15 protein-coding genes are annotated in these 15,649 nt (G+C 72.6%); 12 read left to right on the top strand and 3 right to left on the bottom strand.

What is annotated here, in order from left to right; translation table 11 throughout:
- The first annotated feature begins 8 nt into the window (after positions 1 to 8).
- Positions 9 to 1,001, top strand: a complete 993-nt coding sequence (locus tag ACZ60B_RS10735) for an adenosine deaminase (RefSeq protein ID WP_469385653.1) — start codon at positions 9 to 11, stop codon at positions 999 to 1,001.
- 43 nt (positions 1,002 to 1,044) lie between these two features.
- Here ACZ60B_RS10735 and ACZ60B_RS10730 read toward each other — a convergent pair whose 3' ends face one another.
- Positions 1,045 to 2,280 (bottom strand): MFS transporter, encoded by a 1,236-nt coding sequence (locus ACZ60B_RS10730; RefSeq protein ID WP_469385652.1) that lies wholly within the window; start codon positions 2,278 to 2,280, stop codon positions 1,045 to 1,047.
- Positions 2,281 to 2,588: 308 nt separating this feature from the next.
- Here ACZ60B_RS10730 and ACZ60B_RS10725 point away from each other — a divergent pair, with 308 nt between their 5' ends.
- The 10 genes from ACZ60B_RS10725 (at position 2,589) to ACZ60B_RS10680 (ending at position 12,879) form a co-directional block, all read left to right on the top strand.
- The gene (locus tag ACZ60B_RS10725; RefSeq protein ID WP_469385651.1) at positions 2,589 to 3,884 is read left to right on the top strand and encodes a glucarate dehydratase family protein; all 1,296 of its coding nucleotides are present in this window, start codon (positions 2,589 to 2,591) and stop codon (positions 3,882 to 3,884) included.
- A gap of 195 nt (positions 3,885 to 4,079) precedes the next feature.
- Positions 4,080 to 5,183 (top strand): carbohydrate kinase family protein, encoded by a 1,104-nt coding sequence (locus ACZ60B_RS10720; RefSeq protein ID WP_469385756.1) that lies wholly within the window; start codon positions 4,080 to 4,082, stop codon positions 5,181 to 5,183.
- 143 nt (positions 5,184 to 5,326) lie between these two features.
- A complete protein-coding gene (locus ACZ60B_RS10715) occupies positions 5,327 to 6,385 on the top strand; it encodes a PhoH family protein (protein ID WP_152884144.1) in 1,059 nt (352 codons plus the stop codon).
- Between the two features lie 13 nt (positions 6,386 to 6,398).
- Entirely contained in the window at positions 6,399 to 6,896 is a 498-nt protein-coding gene (gene ybeY / locus ACZ60B_RS10710) for an rRNA maturation RNase YbeY (RefSeq protein ID WP_469385650.1), read from the top strand.
- The gene (locus tag ACZ60B_RS10705; RefSeq protein ID WP_469385649.1) at positions 6,893 to 8,203 is read left to right on the top strand and encodes a hemolysin family protein; all 1,311 of its coding nucleotides are present in this window, start codon (positions 6,893 to 6,895) and stop codon (positions 8,201 to 8,203) included. The genes ybeY and ACZ60B_RS10705 overlap by 4 nt, the downstream gene beginning before the upstream one ends.
- Complete coding sequence (locus tag ACZ60B_RS10700; protein ID WP_469385648.1) at positions 8,200 to 8,559, top strand: MmcQ/YjbR family DNA-binding protein; 360 nt, start codon at positions 8,200 to 8,202, stop codon at positions 8,557 to 8,559. Before ACZ60B_RS10705 ends, ACZ60B_RS10700 begins: the two co-directional genes overlap by 4 nt.
- Positions 8,560 to 8,607: 48 nt before the next feature.
- Complete coding sequence (locus ACZ60B_RS10695) at positions 8,608 to 9,636, top strand: S66 family peptidase (protein ID WP_469385647.1); 1,029 nt, start codon at positions 8,608 to 8,610, stop codon at positions 9,634 to 9,636.
- 95 nt (positions 9,637 to 9,731) lie between these two features.
- Positions 9,732 to 10,085, top strand: a complete 354-nt coding sequence (locus ACZ60B_RS10690) for a cytidine deaminase (protein ID WP_469385646.1) — start codon at positions 9,732 to 9,734, stop codon at positions 10,083 to 10,085.
- A gap of 241 nt (positions 10,086 to 10,326) precedes the next feature.
- Positions 10,327 to 11,655 carry a WxL domain-containing protein gene (locus tag ACZ60B_RS10685; RefSeq protein ID WP_469385645.1) on the top strand — a complete coding sequence of 443 codons (1,329 nt, stop codon included), beginning with the start codon at positions 10,327 to 10,329 and terminating at the stop codon, positions 11,653 to 11,655.
- 147 nt (positions 11,656 to 11,802) lie between these two features.
- A complete protein-coding gene (locus tag ACZ60B_RS10680) occupies positions 11,803 to 12,879 on the top strand; it encodes a COG1470 family protein (protein ID WP_469385644.1) in 1,077 nt (358 codons plus the stop codon).
- Here the strand turns inward: ACZ60B_RS10680 and ACZ60B_RS10675 are convergent.
- Together ACZ60B_RS10675 and ACZ60B_RS10670 are read right to left on the bottom strand one after the other, a co-directional pair.
- Entirely contained in the window at positions 12,773 to 13,111 is a 339-nt protein-coding gene (locus ACZ60B_RS10675) for a P-II family nitrogen regulator (protein ID WP_469385643.1), read from the bottom strand. The two genes, ACZ60B_RS10680 and ACZ60B_RS10675, sit on opposite strands and share 107 nt — an antisense overlap.
- The gene (locus ACZ60B_RS10670; protein ID WP_469385642.1) at positions 13,108 to 14,442 is read right to left on the bottom strand and encodes an ammonium transporter; all 1,335 of its coding nucleotides are present in this window, start codon (positions 14,440 to 14,442) and stop codon (positions 13,108 to 13,110) included. The genes ACZ60B_RS10675 and ACZ60B_RS10670 overlap by 4 nt, the downstream gene beginning before the upstream one ends.
- A gap of 165 nt (positions 14,443 to 14,607) precedes the next feature.
- On the opposite strand from ACZ60B_RS10670, the gene era reads away from it, so the two are divergent.
- Positions 14,608 to 15,570: a GTPase Era gene (era, locus tag ACZ60B_RS10665; RefSeq protein ID WP_469385641.1), complete on the top strand. Its 963-nt coding sequence runs from the start codon at positions 14,608 to 14,610 to the stop codon at positions 15,568 to 15,570.
- The last annotated feature ends 79 nt before the right edge of the window (positions 15,571 to 15,649 follow it).

Raw genomic sequence — 15,649 nt, 5'->3', positions numbered from 1 at the left:
ATGCTTTGATGCCCCTCCCCAAAGCTGAACTGCACCTGCATATCGAAGGCACCCTGGAGCCCGAGCTGGCGTTCGCGCTCGCCGCGCGCAACGGTGTCACGCTGCCGTACGCCGACACGGAAGAGCTCCGCGAGGCCTACCGGTTCGACGATCTCCAGTCCTTCCTGAACCTGTACTACGAGCTCATGGCGGTGCTGCGCACCGAGCGGGACTTCGAGGACCTCGCGAACGCCTACCTCGCCCGCGCCGCCGCGCAGGGCGTGCGGCACGCGGAGATCTTCTTCGACCCGCAGGCCCACCTCGCCCGGGGAGTGGCGATGGGCACGGTCGTCGAGGGGCTGTGGCGGGCGCTCGGGCACAGCGAGGAGAACCACGGGGTCTCCACCCGGCTGATCCTGTGCTTCCTGCGCGACGAGTCCGCCGGGTCGGCGATGGAGACCCTGGACGCGGCGAAGCCGTACCTCGACCGGATCACCGGCGTCGGTCTGGACTCCGCCGAGGTCGGCCACCCGCCGGTGAAGTTCCGCGAGGTGTACGAGGCGGCCGCCGCCCTGGGCCTGCGCCGCGTGGCGCACGCCGGCGAGGAGGGTCCGCCGCAGTACGTCACCGAGGCCCTGGACGTGCTCGGCGTCGAGCGCGTCGACCACGGACTGCGCTGCATGGAGGACGCGGACCTGGTGGAGCGGCTGGTGCGCGAGCGCGTCCCGCTGACCCTGTGCCCGCTGTCCAACGTCCGGCTGCGCACGGTGGACGTCCTGGCGGACCACCCGCTGCCCGCCATGCTGGACGCCGGTCTGCTGTGCACGGTCAACTCCGACGACCCCGCCTACTTCGGCGGCTACGCCGGCGACAACTTCGACGCGGTGGCCTCGACTCTCGGTCTGGGCGAGGACCGGCTGCGCGAACTGGCCCGCAACTCCTTCCTCGCCTCCTTCCTGGAGGACGACGAGGAGCGGCGCTCGCGCTACCTCGCCGAGGTGGAGGCGTACGAGTTCCCGTAGGTCCTGTCCGGCCGTTCCCGCCCGCCCCCGCGCGGGGGCGGGTTCAGCCGACCGTGTCGAAGGCGCTGCGGGCGGGGACGTGCGGGGCGTCCGGCGTCGCCTCGACGACGCGCACACCGCCGCCCCGCCGCCGGACCACGCCCGGCAGCAGCGGGCGCCCGGCGGCGCGCAGCGCCACGGCCGTCATGGGCACGGCGACGAGGAGCAGTACGGCGGCGAGCACCGCGCCCATGGCGGGGAACCCGGCCCGCGCCGCCAGCAGGCTCCCGGTCAGCGGTCCCGCCGCCGTGCCGAGCGAGGCGGCCGACCCGACGAGCACCGCCCAGCGGCCGCACGGGGCGAGGGAGGCGGCGAGCCCGATGACGTACGACATCACCACCGGATAGATCGTGTTCCAGGCGATCTCGCCGATCGCGAAGGTCGTCGGGCCGGTCGCGGACGCGCTGAGCGCGACACAGCCGGCGATCAGCGCGGTACCGGCGCCGATCGGCAGCGCCCGTCCCAGTCGCGGCCCCAGCGCCCGCGCGCCCAGCACTCCCAGCAGCGCCGCCCCGAGCGCGACGGCGAAGACCACGCCGACGGCCGTCTCGGTGAGGTGCGCCTGGGTCAGTCCTATCCGGCCGCTGACCCCCCACAGGGAGTTCTGCACCAGGGACCAGCAGGGCATCACCGAGACCAGCACGAGACCGGAGCACGGCCGCAGCCGCCGGGCCCGCTGCCGCCGGGGGGTCCGGGCGGTGGCCGCGGGCTCCGGCAGACGGTCCGTCAGGGGCCAGACGGCGAGCGCGGTCAGGGCCAGCGCGGCCAGCGGACGGCCGTGCCCCGGACCGAGGTGCGGCAGCGTGAGGTGGAGGAGCCCGGCGAGCCCGGAGACGCCGAGCAGGCCGAGGGTCGAGGCGCGGTGCGGGTCGGGCTGCGTGGCGATCCGGGTGGCGGCCACCGCGGTGAGCGTGCCGGATCCGAACCCGCCCAGCAGCGCGCCGAGCACGACGGCAGGTACGGCGCCGGTGAGCGCCGCGCCGCCGTAGCCGATCGCGGCGAGGGCGAGGCCGGTCCGGGCCAGCCGTCGCGCCCCGATCCGGTCCACGCGCGAGGCGAACAGGAATCCGGCGGAGGCCGAACTCAGCAGGAGAACACTGCCGACCGCCCCGGCCTGGGTGGCCGACAGGGGCAGCCCCGAATCCAGTCTGCCGACCAGGGTGGGCAGCAGGTACGGGGCGAGATATCCGGCCGTGAAAAGGGCGACGAGGGGCCAGGGGCTGGTGCGATGGGCGGACACGGGCGTTCCCGGGGCATGCGAAAGGAGCGGCTCAAGGCGGGGGAGGCGCGACGACCGTCGACAGACGGGATCGTGCGGGCAATTTGTATCAAAAGTGCTGTTCGGGAAGAAGGGTCCGGGATGAGATGTGAGGAACGTCCCGTTTCATGACGAGGTGTCATGAAGGAACGTCACGAGGGATCGAGAGGCGGCGTCGTTGACGGTCTCTGTTCGCGTACCTAACCTTCATTTTCATATGTAGATGACGTTCCGATGGCTGACGCGCCCGCCCGGCCGACCGCCGGAACCGACCTCGGAGGAGCCACCCCGTGACCCGCGACCTGACCATCACCGAGGTACGGCTGACCCCGATCCTGGTGGCCGACCCGCCGCTGCTGAACACGCAGGGCGTGCACCAGCCCTACACCCCCCGGCTGATCGTCGAGATCGTCACCGCCGACGGCGTCACCGGACTCGGCGAGACCTACGGCGACACCAAGTACCTGGAACTCGCCCGGCCGTTCGCCGACCGTCTGGTCGGCCGCCGGGTCAGCGACCTGAACGCGCTGTTCCCGCTCGCCGACGAGGTCGCCGTCGACGACTCCCGCACCTCCGGCCGGGTCGACGTCGGCGGGCTGCGGGGCGTGCAGACCGCCGACAAGCTGCGCCTGTCCGTCGTCTCCGCCTTCGAGGTCGCCTGCCTCGACGCCCTCGGCAAGAGCCTCGGCCTGCCCGTGCACGCCCTGCTCGGCGGCAAGGTCCGCGACTCGGTCGAGTACAGCGCGTACCTCTTCTACAAGTGGGCCGCCCACCCCGAGGGCACGGCCTGCGAGAAGGACGACTGGGGGGCCGCGCTCGACCCGGCCGGGATCGTCGAGCAGGCCCGCAGGTTCACCGAACGCCACGGCTTCACCTCCTTCAAGCTCAAGGGCGGTGTCTTCCCGCCGGACCAGGAGATCGCTGCGATACGCGCCCTCGCCGAGGCGTTCCCCGGGCACCCGCTGCGCCTGGACCCCAACGGCGCCTGGAGCGTGGCGACCTCGCTGCGCGTGGCCGAGGAGATCGGTGACCTCCTGGAGTACCTGGAGGACCCCGCGCTCGGCACCCCCGCCATGGCCGAGGTCGCCGCCCGCACCGGCGTACCGCTGGCCACCAACATGTGCGTGACGACCTTCGCCGAGATCCCGGAGGCGTTCGCCCGGGGCGCCGTGCAGGTCGTCCTGTCCGACCACCACTACTGGGGCGGCCTGCGCAACACCCGGGAGCTCGCCGCCGTCTGCCGCACCTTCGGCGTCGGGATCTCCATGCACTCCAACACCCACCTGGGCATCAGCCTGGCCGCCATGACCCATGTCGCGGCCACCGTCGCGGACCTGCACCACGCCTGCGACTCCCACTACCCCTGGCAGTCGGAGGACGTCCTCACCGAGCGCCTCGCCTTCGACGGCGGCCGGGTCGCCGTGCCGGACGCCCCGGGCCTCGGCGTCACCCTCGACCGCGAACGGCTGGAGTTCCTCCACCGGCGCTGGCTCGACGACGACGGCCGGCTGCGCGAGCGCGACGACGCGGCCGCGATGCGCGCCACCGACCCGCACTGGGTCACCCCGTCCGTCCCCCGCTGGTGACGGCCCGGCGCGGCGGCCGGGGCGCACGGGGCACCCGGGGGCGGGCGGTCGCGGACAGGTCCCCGTCCCGGCGGCGGCCGGACGTGACACACGGCACATTGTCGGTGGCTTGGTGCACACTGGCCAGATCCGCACCACGCCAGGGAGCGCCACGTGATCGCGTACGACGCCTACGACGGAAAGGGACCGTCGCCCATCACCCCGGGCCCGCAGTGGCAGGCCCACATCGATCCGCTGTCCGCCCTGCGCACCCCCGACGACCCGCCCTGGGACGTGTACCTCACCGGTGACGTCTTCCTCGACATCATCTTCACCGGGCTCGACTCCGCCCCGGTGCGCGGCACCGAGTCCTGGGCGCGCGGGATGGGATCGAGCCCCGGCGGCGTCGCCAACATGGCCACCGCGCTGGCCCGCCTCGGCCTGCGCACGTCCCTGGCGGCAGCCTTCGGCGACGACCACTACGGCGAGTACTGCTGGGACGCCCTGGAGCAGGGCGAGGGCATCGACCTCGCGCCGTCCCGCACGGTCCCCGGCTGGCACTCCTCGGTGACCGTCTCCATGGCCTACGAGGGCGAGCGCACCATGGTCTCGCACGGACACGAGCCGCCCCCCGAGGAGAGCGCTCCCGAGCACGCCCCGCGGGCGCGCGCCGCCGTCGCCTCCCTCACGCCCGGGCGGACCGCCCCCTGGATCGCCGAGGCCGCCCGCGCGGGCACCCGGATCTTCGCCGACGTCGGCTGGGACGACACCGGCGCCTGGGACCTGGCGGGCCTCGCCGACCTCGCGCACTGCGAGGCGTTCCTGCCCAACGCCGAGGAGGCCATGCGCTACACCGGCGCCGACTGCCCCCGCGCCGCCGCCCACGCCCTCACCGCCCATGTACCGCTCGCCGTCGTCACCCTCGGAGCGGACGGCGCGTACGCGGTCGACCGGCGGACCGGCGAGAGCGCCGAGGTCCCGGCGATCGCCGTCGAGGCCCTGGACCCGACCGGCGCGGGCGACGTCTTCGTGGCGGGCTTCGTCACCGGCACCCTGGCGGGCTGGCCGCTCGCCGACCGGCTGGCCTTCGCCGGTCTGACCGCCGCCCTCTCCGTCCAGGAGTTCGGCGGCTCCCTGTCGGCGCCCGGCTGGGCGGAGATCGCGGCCTGGTGGCGCCGGGTGCAGTCGGTCGAGGAACAGGATCCGGCCGCCCTGCGGCGGTACGCGTTCCTGGACCGGCTGGTGCCGGGGGAGGAGCGGGTCAGGCCCTGGCCGCTGCGCCGGGCGGTGCCGACGATCGGGTTCGGGCGCTCGGCGTGAGCGCGGCGCACGATGCCCATGGGACCGGGGTGCAGAAAAGCCCTACGGCGTTGACGGTGCACCGTCGTACCCTTGGAATCGCGAGGCCGCCCTCAGCTACGCGGCCGTGACGAGGAGGAACCGCAGGCCTACAGAGCCGGCCCATGACTCAGACACCCACAGCTCGCACCCCTGCTCAGGGGCAGGCGAGAGCACAGTTCACCGTTCCCGCGCAACACCCCATGGTGACCGTCCTGGGATCCGGCGACTCCCTGCTGCGCGTGATCGAGAAGGCCTTCCCGGCGGCCGACATCCACGTCCGGGGCAATGAGATCAGCGCGGTCGGCGACGGGCGGGAAGTCGCCCTCGTCCAGCGCCTGTTCGACGAGATGATGCTGGTGCTCCGCACCGGGCAGCCGATGACGGAGGACGCAGTGGAACGCTCGATCGCCATGCTGAGGGCGAGCGAGAACGGGACGAGCGACGGCCAGGAGACCCCGGCCGAGGTGCTGACGCAGAACATCCTGTCCTCGCGAGGCCGCACGATCCGCCCCAAGACCCTCAACCAGAAGCGGTACGTCGACGCGATCGACAAGCACACGATCGTCTTCGGCATCGGTCCCGCGGGCACCGGCAAGACCTATCTCGCCATGGCCAAGGCGGTGCAGGCCCTGCAGTCCAAGCAGGTCAACCGCATCATCCTGACCCGCCCCGCGGTGGAGGCCGGCGAACGCCTCGGCTTCCTGCCCGGCACGCTGTACGAGAAGATCGACCCGTACCTGCGTCCGCTGTACGACGCGCTGCACGACATGCTCGACCCGGACTCGATCCCGAGGCTGATGGCCGCGGGGACGATCGAGGTCGCGCCGCTGGCCTACATGCGCGGCCGCACGCTCAACGACGCCTTCATCATCCTGGACGAGGCCCAGAACACGAGCCCCGAGCAGATGAAGATGTTCCTCACCCGGCTCGGCTTCGACTCGAAGATCGTGATCACGGGTGACGTGACCCAGGTCGACCTCCCCAACGGCACCAAGTCCGGCCTCCGGCAGGTGCAGGACATCCTGGAGGGTCTGGACGACGTCCACTTCTCCCGGCTGTCGTCCCAGGATGTCGTCCGGCACAGGCTGGTCGGCCGTATCGTCGACGCGTACGAGAAGTACGACAGCGAGAACGGTACGGAGAACGGCACCCACAAGGGCGGCCGCACCAAACGGAAGTAGACAAGTCAGCACCATGTCGATCGACGTCAACAACGAGTCCGGAACCGATGTCGACGAGCAGGCGATCCTCGACATCGCCCGCTACGCGCTCGCGCGGATGCGCATCCACCCGCTCTCCGAGCTCTCGGTGATCGTCGTGGACGCCGACGCCATGGAGCAGCTGCACATCCAGTGGATGGACCTGCCGGGGCCCACGGACGTCATGTCCTTCCCGATGGACGAGCTGCGTCCGCCGTCGAAGGACGACGACGAGCCCCCGCAGGGCCTCCTCGGCGACATCGTGCTCTGCCCCGAGGTCGCCGAACGCCAGGGCAAGGAGGCGCCCACGGAGCACTCCATGGACGAGGAGCTCCAGCTCCTCACCGTCCACGGCGTGCTGCACCTGCTGGGCTACGACCACGAGGAGCCCGACGAGAAGGCCGAGATGTTCGGCCTCCAGGCCGCCATCGTGGACGGCTGGCGCGCGGAGAACGGCCTGACCGGCCCGTCTCCGGCTCCCACCGTTTCATGAGTGCGCCACTCGTCCTCGGCGCGATCGCGCTGATCGTCGTCGCCTGGCTCGCCGCCTGCGCGGAGGCGGGCCTGGCACGCGTGTCCAGCTTCCGCGCCGAGGAGGCGGTGAAGTCCGGCCGCCGCGGCAGCGCGAAGCTGTCCCAGATCACCGCCGACCCCACCCGCTACCTCAACGTGGCGCTGCTGGTCCGGGTCGTCTGCGAGATGGCGGCGGCCGCGCTGGTCGCCTACGGCAGCCTGAAGGAGTTCGACGACACCCCCGAGGCCCTGCTGATCGCCATCGGGGTCATGGTCCTCGTGTCGTACGTCGCCGTCGGCGTCTCCCCGCGCACCATCGGCCGCCAGCACCCCCTCAACACCGCGACGGCGGCGGCGTACGTGCTGCTGCCGCTCGCGCGGATCATGGGCCCGATCCCCTCGCTGCTGATCCTCATCGGCAACGCGCTCACCCCGGGCAAGGGCTTCCGGCGCGGCCCGTTCGCCTCCGAGGCGGAACTGCGCGCGCTGGTCGACCTCGCCGAGAAGGAGTCCCTGATCGAGGACGACGAGCGCCGCATGGTGCACTCGGTCTTCGAACTGGGCGACACGCTCGTGCGGGAGGTGATGGTCCCGCGCACCGACCTCGTCGTCATCGAGCGCTTCAAGACCATCCGGCAGGCCCTCACCCTCGCCCTGCGGTCCGGCTTCTCGCGCATCCCCGTCACCGGCGAGAGCGAGGACGACATCGTCGGGATCGTGTACCTGAAGGACCTGGTCCGCAAGACGCACATCAGCCGGGACGCGGAGAGCGAACTGGTCTCGACGGCCATGCGGCCCGCCGCCTTCGTCCCCGACACCAAGAACGCCGGCGACCTGCTGCGCGAGATGCAGCAGGACCGCAACCACGTCGCCGTCGTCATCGACGAGTACGGCGGCACGGCCGGCATCGTCACCATCGAGGACATCCTGGAGGAGATCGTCGGCGAGATCACCGACGAGTACGACCGGGAGATCCCGCCGGTGGTGGAGCTCGGCGAGGAGCGCCACCGGGTCAGCGCCCGCCTGGACATCACCGACCTCGGCGAGCTGTACGGCCTGGAGGAGTACGACGACGAGGACGTGGAGACCGTCGGCGGACTGCTGGCCAAGGCACTGGGCCGGGTGCCCATCGCCGGGGCGTCGGCGGCCGTCGAACTCCCCGACGGCCGTGCGCTGCGGCTGACCGCGGAGGCCTCCGCCGGCCGCCGGAACAAGATCGTGACGGTCCTGGTGGAGCCGGTGGGCGTCGCCGGACCGGGCGACGAGAAGGAGACGAAGCCGGAGTGACCCCCCAGGAGCTGCGCGCCCTGTGCCTGTCCTTCAACGCGGTCGTGGAGGACTTCCCGTTCAACCCGGAGACCTCCGTCTTCAAGGTCCTGGGCAAGATGTTCGCCCTGTCGAACCTGGACGCGCGGCCCCTGACGGTCAACCTCAAGTGCGATCCGGAGGACGCGGCCCGGCTGCGGGACGAGCACCCCGGACTGATCGTCCCCGGGTACCACATGAACAAGCGCCACTGGAACACCGTCACGGCCGACGGCGGACTCCCGGGCCGGCTGGTCAGGGAGCTCGTCGAGGACTCCTACGACCTGGTGGTGGCCGGTCTGCCCAGGGCGCAGCGGCTCCGGCTGGACCGGCCCTGACGCCCGGTTCCCCTGCCGGCCGCCCTGACGCCGTGCCAGAATCCCCGCATGCCAGTTCGATACCCGCGCCCGCTGCGCCCCGGTGACCGTGTCGGCATCACCTCGCCCTCCAGCGGGGTCCCGAAAGAGCTCGGGGCCCGGTTCGAGGTGGCCGTGGGCGATCTCCGGGCCCGTGGGTACGAGGTGGCCGTCGGCCGGTGCATGGACGGCGCCGGACACCTCAGCGCCCCGGCCGCCGAGCGGGCCGCCGAGCTGATGGAGATGCTGACCGACCCCGGCATCCGGGCCGTGGTGCCGCCGTGGGGCGGGGAGACCGCGATCGACCTGGTGGGCCTGCTCGACTTCGACCGGCTGCGCGAGGCCGAGCCGACCTGGCTGGTCGGGTTCTCCGACCTGTCCACCCTGATGACGCCCCTGACGCTGCTGACCGGCGTCGCCACCGTGCACGGCAACAACCTCATGGACACCCCCTACCGGGTGCCGGACGGGCTGCTGTCCTGGCTGGACATCGTCGCCGCGCCCCGGGGCGAGCCCCTCGCCCAGACCCCGCCGGGCCGCCACCGCACGAGCGGCTGGGACGACTACCGCGCCCGTCCGGACGTCCGCGAGCTCACCCTGGACACCGCGGGCGGATGGACCCGGCTGGACGGCGACGGGGACGTGGACGTCGAGGGGCGGCTGATCGGCGGCTGTGTCGAGACCCTCGTCAACCTGGCGGGCACGCCGTACCTCGACGTCCGGTCCTTCGCCCGCGACCTGGCCCCGGAGGGGCTGCTGGTGTACGTCGAGGCGGCGGAGGACAACGCCTTCACCATCTGCCGCAATCTGCACGGCATGCGCCTGGCGGGGTTCTTCGACGCGGCGAAGGCGGTGCTCGTCGGCCGCACCGGGGCGCCGGACGGCCGTACGCTCACCCAGCACGAGGCGGTCCTCGACGCCCTCGGCCCGCTCGGCGTGCCGATCGTCGCCGACGTCGAGTGCGGCCACGTCCCGCCGTACCTGCCGCTGGTGAACGGAGCGCGTGCCCGGGTCGTCCACACGGCCACGCGCAGCGAGATCGTCCAGACCCTCGACTGAGCGGCGCCGGCCGGGCCGCCCGGCGGCGGGCCGCCGACGCGGGGCGGTGCACCCCGTGGCCGGGTGGGCGGTCCGGGGCTTCGTATGCTCGGGGCATGACCGACAGCAACGCGCTCGACCCCGAGGACCGCAAGATCGTCACCCTGGCCCGGTCCGCCCGCGCCCGCAACGGTGTGCCCGAGGGGGCGGCCGTACGCGACGAGACCGGCCGTACGTATGTGGCCGGCACCGTCGCTCTCGACTCCCTGAAGCTCAGCGCCCTCCAGACGGCGGTGGCCATGGCGGTGGCGTCCGGCGCGAAGTCGCTGGAGGCGGCGGCGGTGGTGACCGAGGCGGAGTCCGCGTCCGCGCAGGACCGGGCGGCGGTACGGGACCTGGGCGGACCCGCCACGCCGGTGCTGGTGGCCGCACCCGACGGCACGGTCCGCGCGACCGTCACCGCGGGCTGAGCACCTCCGTCCCGGCGGCCCGAAGAGCGGTCCGGAACTCGTCCTTGCCGTTCTTCGGCCCGTACGCGTCAATGGAGTCGTGAAGTCCGGCTGGACCCGGGCGAGGCTCCGCGACAGGAAAACTGATGCAGCGTCAGTTTCCCTGTCGCGTCTCCATTGACTTCTCGTGCGGCCTGCACATCAATGGCCCCCTGTCGGCGCAGACGAGCCGCTGCGCCCGCATCCCTCGGAGGGGGCAAGCATGGGTCCAGAACCCCGGAGATCCCTATGGCGCCGGTGGGCGTCGCTGCTCGGGGCGACCGCGCTCGCGGTCACCGCGGGGGGCGCACTCGCCTGTCCGGCCGGAGCCGCGTCCACGAACGTGGACTTCGCCGCGCACTGCATCCCGCCCGCGATCGCGGGCCTCCCGCCGATCGACGGCACCACCACCGCGAACATCGCGGTGGACAACACCAGCCCCAAGGTCGGCGACACCGTCACCGTCACCTACACGGTGGTCACGGCCGCCGCGAGCAACCCCACCGACCTCGCCCTGCCGGCCGACATCATGACGCCGACCGGCACGGTCGTCCTCGGCGGGGCGCAGACCGGCAACGTCACGGTCGCCGGGCCGAAGAAGAACGACCCGGTGCCGGGGCGGGGCGCCTTCCCGTCGTTCTCCATGACCGGCACGTTCACGGTCACCGCGCCCGGCGCGATCACGCTCTCGCCCGGCGACTACAACATCCACACCAGCTACATCCTGGAGCTGGACACCCCCTGCACGGTCATCACCCCGCCCGCGCCGGTCTCCGAGACCGTCACCGCGACGGACGTGAGCCAGCCCAACACCCGTTCCATCGCGCTCGGTTCGGCCTCCGGCAACCCCGGTGACAGCGTCACCGTCACCGGCGGCAACTTCACCCCGGGCGCGACCGTCACCCTGGCCGGCCGGGCCGGGACCGCCCAGACCGCGGACACGGCGACCGTGACCGCCGACGCCCAGGGCGCCTTCAGCGGCCCGCTCGTCGTCAACGACAGGACGACCACCGGGGTCGTGGCGTACGAGGGCGGCGCGTGGAGCCCGGACAAGGGGGCGGGACCCGCCGCCTATGTCGTCGTCGACAACACGCCCGTACCCGAGGGCAGTCAGAAGCTGACCACCACGGTCAGGGCGGGGACGCTGTCCATGTCCCAGGCCGGGGACGCGGTGCAGTTGTCGGCGGTCGACTTCGGTCAGGGCGGCGCCTCGGCCGGATCCCTCCGGACGGTGACGGTCAAGGACTTCCGCGGCGGACCCGCGGGCTGGTCCCTGACCGGCAAGGTCACCGACTTCACCGGACCCGGCGCCAAGATCGACGCCGGAAAGCTGAGCTGGACCCCCGCCTGCGCCACCAAGGCGGGCAGCCCGAGCACCTGCCAGGCCGGTTCGGCGGGCGTGGTGGGCACCTCGGGGGCGACGCTGGCCGCCACCCCCGACTCCGCGCTCACCGGCGGCGAGTTCACCGTGGACGCCGGACTGTCGCTGAACGTACCGGCGTTCACCCCGCCGGGCACGTACTCCGGCATCCTCACGCTGACGCTCACCTGACCGCGCCCTTTTCGGGGGACGGGCGCCCCGCCACGGGTCCGCACCCGCCCGTCCACCTCGGCCCGTCCACCGAGGCCCGTCCGTATCGGCTCCTGCGTCCCGGCTCGTCCGTCCCGGCTCGACCACCTCAGCGGGGGGTCCGCACCCATGCGCAAGCCGCACCTGCACCCGCCCTCGGCCGCACGTCCGGCCGCCCTGCTCCCGGCGCTGCGGCTGTTCCTGCCGCTGTCCCTGCTCCTGAGCCTCTTCCTCGCCGGCACGGCGGCCCCCGCGCACGCCGCCGACAACGGAAGCTGGTCCGTCTACCCGGCCTCCCCGGCCGCCGCCGCACGCCCCTACTTCTACGTCTCCGCGGACCCCGGCCAGACCGTCCGGGACAAGGTCGTCGTCGCCAACCGGACCGGCTCGCCGCTGACCTTCCGCCTCTACGCGGCCGACGCCTACAACACCGCCCGCGACGGAGGATTCGCCGTGCGGACGGTGAAGGAGCGGATGCGCGGTGTCGGCGCCTGGGCGAAGCCGGCGCGCAGCCGGGTCACCGTGCCCGCCCACGGCTCGGTCACCGTGCCCGTCACGCTGACGGTGCCCCGGGACGCCGAACCGGGCGACCACCCCGGCGCCATCGTGGCACTCGACGAACGCGTCGACACCGGCTCCGGAGCACTCGCCGTCGGGGTGCAGCGGGCCGTGGGGGCCCGGGTCTATCTGCGGGTGAGCGGCCCCGCCCTCCCCGCGATCTCCGTCGAGGACGTCCGGATCAGCCACCACCAGCCCCTCGTGCCCGGCCTCGGCGCCAGCACGGCGACGATCACCTACACCCTGCGCAACACCGGCAACGTCACCCTCGACCCGAAGGTGGAGCTGACGGCCCGGGGCCTGTTCGGGCGTACGCTCCTCAGCCGCGCTCTGACCAGGATCCCCGCCGAGCTGCTGCCGGGGCAGCGCGTCCGGCTCAGCGAGCCCTGGCACGGCGCTCCCCAGCTCGACCGGGGCGACGTCACCCTGACGGCCAGCGCCCAGGGCGCCCGGGAGTCGGCGAGCGCGTCGTTCCTCGCGCTGCCGTGGCTGCTGGTGGCACTGGCGTTCGTCGCCGGAGTCGTCGGCGGGGTGCTCCTCGTCAGAGTGCGTCGGGGCCGCGCTCGCCGGTCCGTACCCGCACCACCGTCTCGACCGGCGTCGCCCACACCTTCCCGTCGCCGATCTTCCCCGTCCGTGCCGCGTTGACGACCGCGTCGATGACGGCGTCGGACCCGGCGTCGTCGACGACGACCTCGATCCGGACCTTGGGCACCAGGTCCACCCGGTACTCGGCGCCCCGGTACACCTCGGTGTGCCCGCGCTGGCGGCCGTAGCCGCTGGCCTCGGTGACGGTCAGACCGTGCACACCGAGCTCCTGGAGAGCCGTCTTGACCTCGTCGAGGCGGTAGGGCTTGACGATCGCGGTGATGAGCTTCATGCCTGGGGCTTGACCTTCTGCGCGGAGGGGAGGGCGGAGTGGCCGACCGGGGCGCCGTGGCCCAGGACCCCGTGATCGTAAGCCGTCTCGGCGTGCACCGTAAGGTCCAGGCCGGTGTGCTCCTGCTCCTCGCTCGCCCGGAACCCGAGCAGCCGGTCCAGCAGCCTGCCGATGCCGTACGTCACCGTGAACGCGTACGCCGCCACGGCCGCCACGGCCACCGCCTGCCGGCCGAGCAGACCGAGCCCGCCGCCGTCCAGCAGGCCCGCGACGCCACCGGTCATCCGCGAGGTGGCGAACACGCCGATGAGCAGGGTGCCGACGACTCCGCCGACCAGATGGACCCCGACGACGTCGAGGGAGTCGTCGTAGTCGAACCGGAACTTCCAGCTCACGGCGTACGAGCAGACGACACCGGCGGCGAGGCCCACGGCCAGCGCGCCGAGCAGCGAGACCGAGCCGCAGGAGGGGGTGACGGCGACCAGTCCCGCGACCGCGCCGGAGGCGGCGCCCAGGGTGGTGGGGTGGCCGTCGCGCCGCTGCTCCACGAAGAGCCAGCCGAGCAGACCGGTGCCGCCGGCCGCGAGGGTGTTGAGCAGGACGGCGGCGGCCAGCCCGTCGGCGTGCAGGGCGGAACCCGCGTTGAAGCCGAACCAGCCGAACCAGAGGAGACCGGCGCCCAGCATGACCATCGGCAGGTTGTGCGGACGCATCGCGTCCTTCTTGAAGCCCAGCCGGGGGCCGAGCACCAGACACAGGGCGAGGCCGGACGCGCCGGAGGCGATCTCGACGGGGAGCCCGCCGGCGAAGTCGAGGGCGCCGAGGTGCTCCACGATCCAGCCGCCCGGGCCCCACACCCAGTGGGCGATGGGCACGTATACGAGCAGCGCCCAGACGGGGACGAACACCAGCCACGCCCCGAACCGCACCCGGTCCGCGACCGCGCCGCTGATCAGCGCGGCCGTGACGATCGCGAAGGTGAGCTGGAAGGTGGCGAAGAGCAGGGTCGGCACGCTCCCCCGGACGCTGTCGGGGCCCAGGTCCGCCATGCCGAGGTGGCCGAGCCCGCCGAGGAGGCCGCCCGCGATGTCGTCGCCGAAGGCGAGCGAGTAGCCCGCGACCAGCCACACCACCGTGACCAGGGCGATCGACACGAAGCTCATCATCAGCATGTTCAGGACGCTCTTGGTGCGGACCATGCCGCCGTAGAACAGGGCCAGGCCCGGCGTCATCAGCAGGACGAGGGCGGTGGCGGCGAGCAGCCAGGCGGTGTCGCCGGTGTCGATGCGCCCTTCGGCGAGAGGGGCGGAGAGGGGCGCGGCCAGGGTCACGGTGTCTCCAACGGGATGGGGGCTCGTCAGAGGGTCACCGGTGGGCGTTTCCGGTTGTGCACAGGGGTGTTTCGGCGGAGTTTCCTATTGCCGGAAGGTTTCCGGGAGCTCACTGCCGCGGGGTGGTCGGCGCCGCGTGCAGCCGGGGTTCGTGGATCAGGGAGAATGGGCGTCATGAGCGTTCGTACCCCGTCATCCGAACAGTCGGCCGAGGCCGCCCACCGCGCCGGCTTCGCCTGCTTCGTGGGCCGCCCCAACGCGGGCAAGTCCACCCTCACGAATGCTCTGGTCGGCCAGAAGGTGGCGATCACGGCGAACCAGCCGCAGACCACGCGGCACACGGTGCGCGGCATCGTGCACCGGCCGGACGCCCAGCTGATCCTGGTGGACACCCCCGGCCTGCACAAGCCGCGCACCCTGCTCGGCGAGCGGCTCAACGACGTCGTGCGCACCACCTGGGCCGAGGTCGACGTGATCGGCTTCTGTCTGCCCGCGAACGAGAAGCTCGGTCCCGGCGACCGCTTCATCGCGAAGGAACTGGCGTCGATCAAGAAGACGCCGAAGATCGCGATCGTCACCAAGACCGACCTGGTCGACGGCAAGGCGCTGGCCGAGCAGCTCATCGCGATCGACCGGCTCGGCGCTGAGCTCGGCTTCGAGTGGGCCGAGATCATCCCCGTGTCGGCGGTCGCCGACAAGCAGGTCGACCTGCTCGCCGACCTCATCGTCCCGCTGCTGCCGGAGGGGCCCGCGCTCTACCCCGAGGGCGACCTGACGGACGAGCCCGAGCAGGTGATGGTGGCGGAGCTGATCCGAGAGGCCGCGCTGGAGGGCGTGCGGGACGAGCTTCCGCACTCCATCGCCGTGGTCGTGGAGGAGATGCTCCCGCGCGAGGACCGCCCCGCCGACAAGCCCCTCCTCGACATCCACGCCTTCGTCTACATCGAGCGCCCCAGCCAGAAGGGGATCATCATCGGCCCCAAGGGCAAGCGCCTGAAGGAGGTCGGCATCAAGTCCCGCAAGCAGATCGAGGCGCTGCTGGGCACGCCGGTCTTCCTCGACCTGCATGTGAAGGTGGCGAAGGACTGGCAGCGCGACCCCAGGCAGCTGCGCAAGCTCGGCTTCTGAGCCCGGGGGCGGCCGGCCCGGCGGACCCACCGGGCCGGTCCGCCCCGGCTCGTTCCGCCCCGGCTCGTTCCGCCCCGGC

This window comes from Streptomyces sp. NPDC104096 (assembly GCF_055584385.1).
Note: the sequence above shows the minus strand (reverse complement) of the source record. Positions and strands in the feature narration are given on the sequence as shown.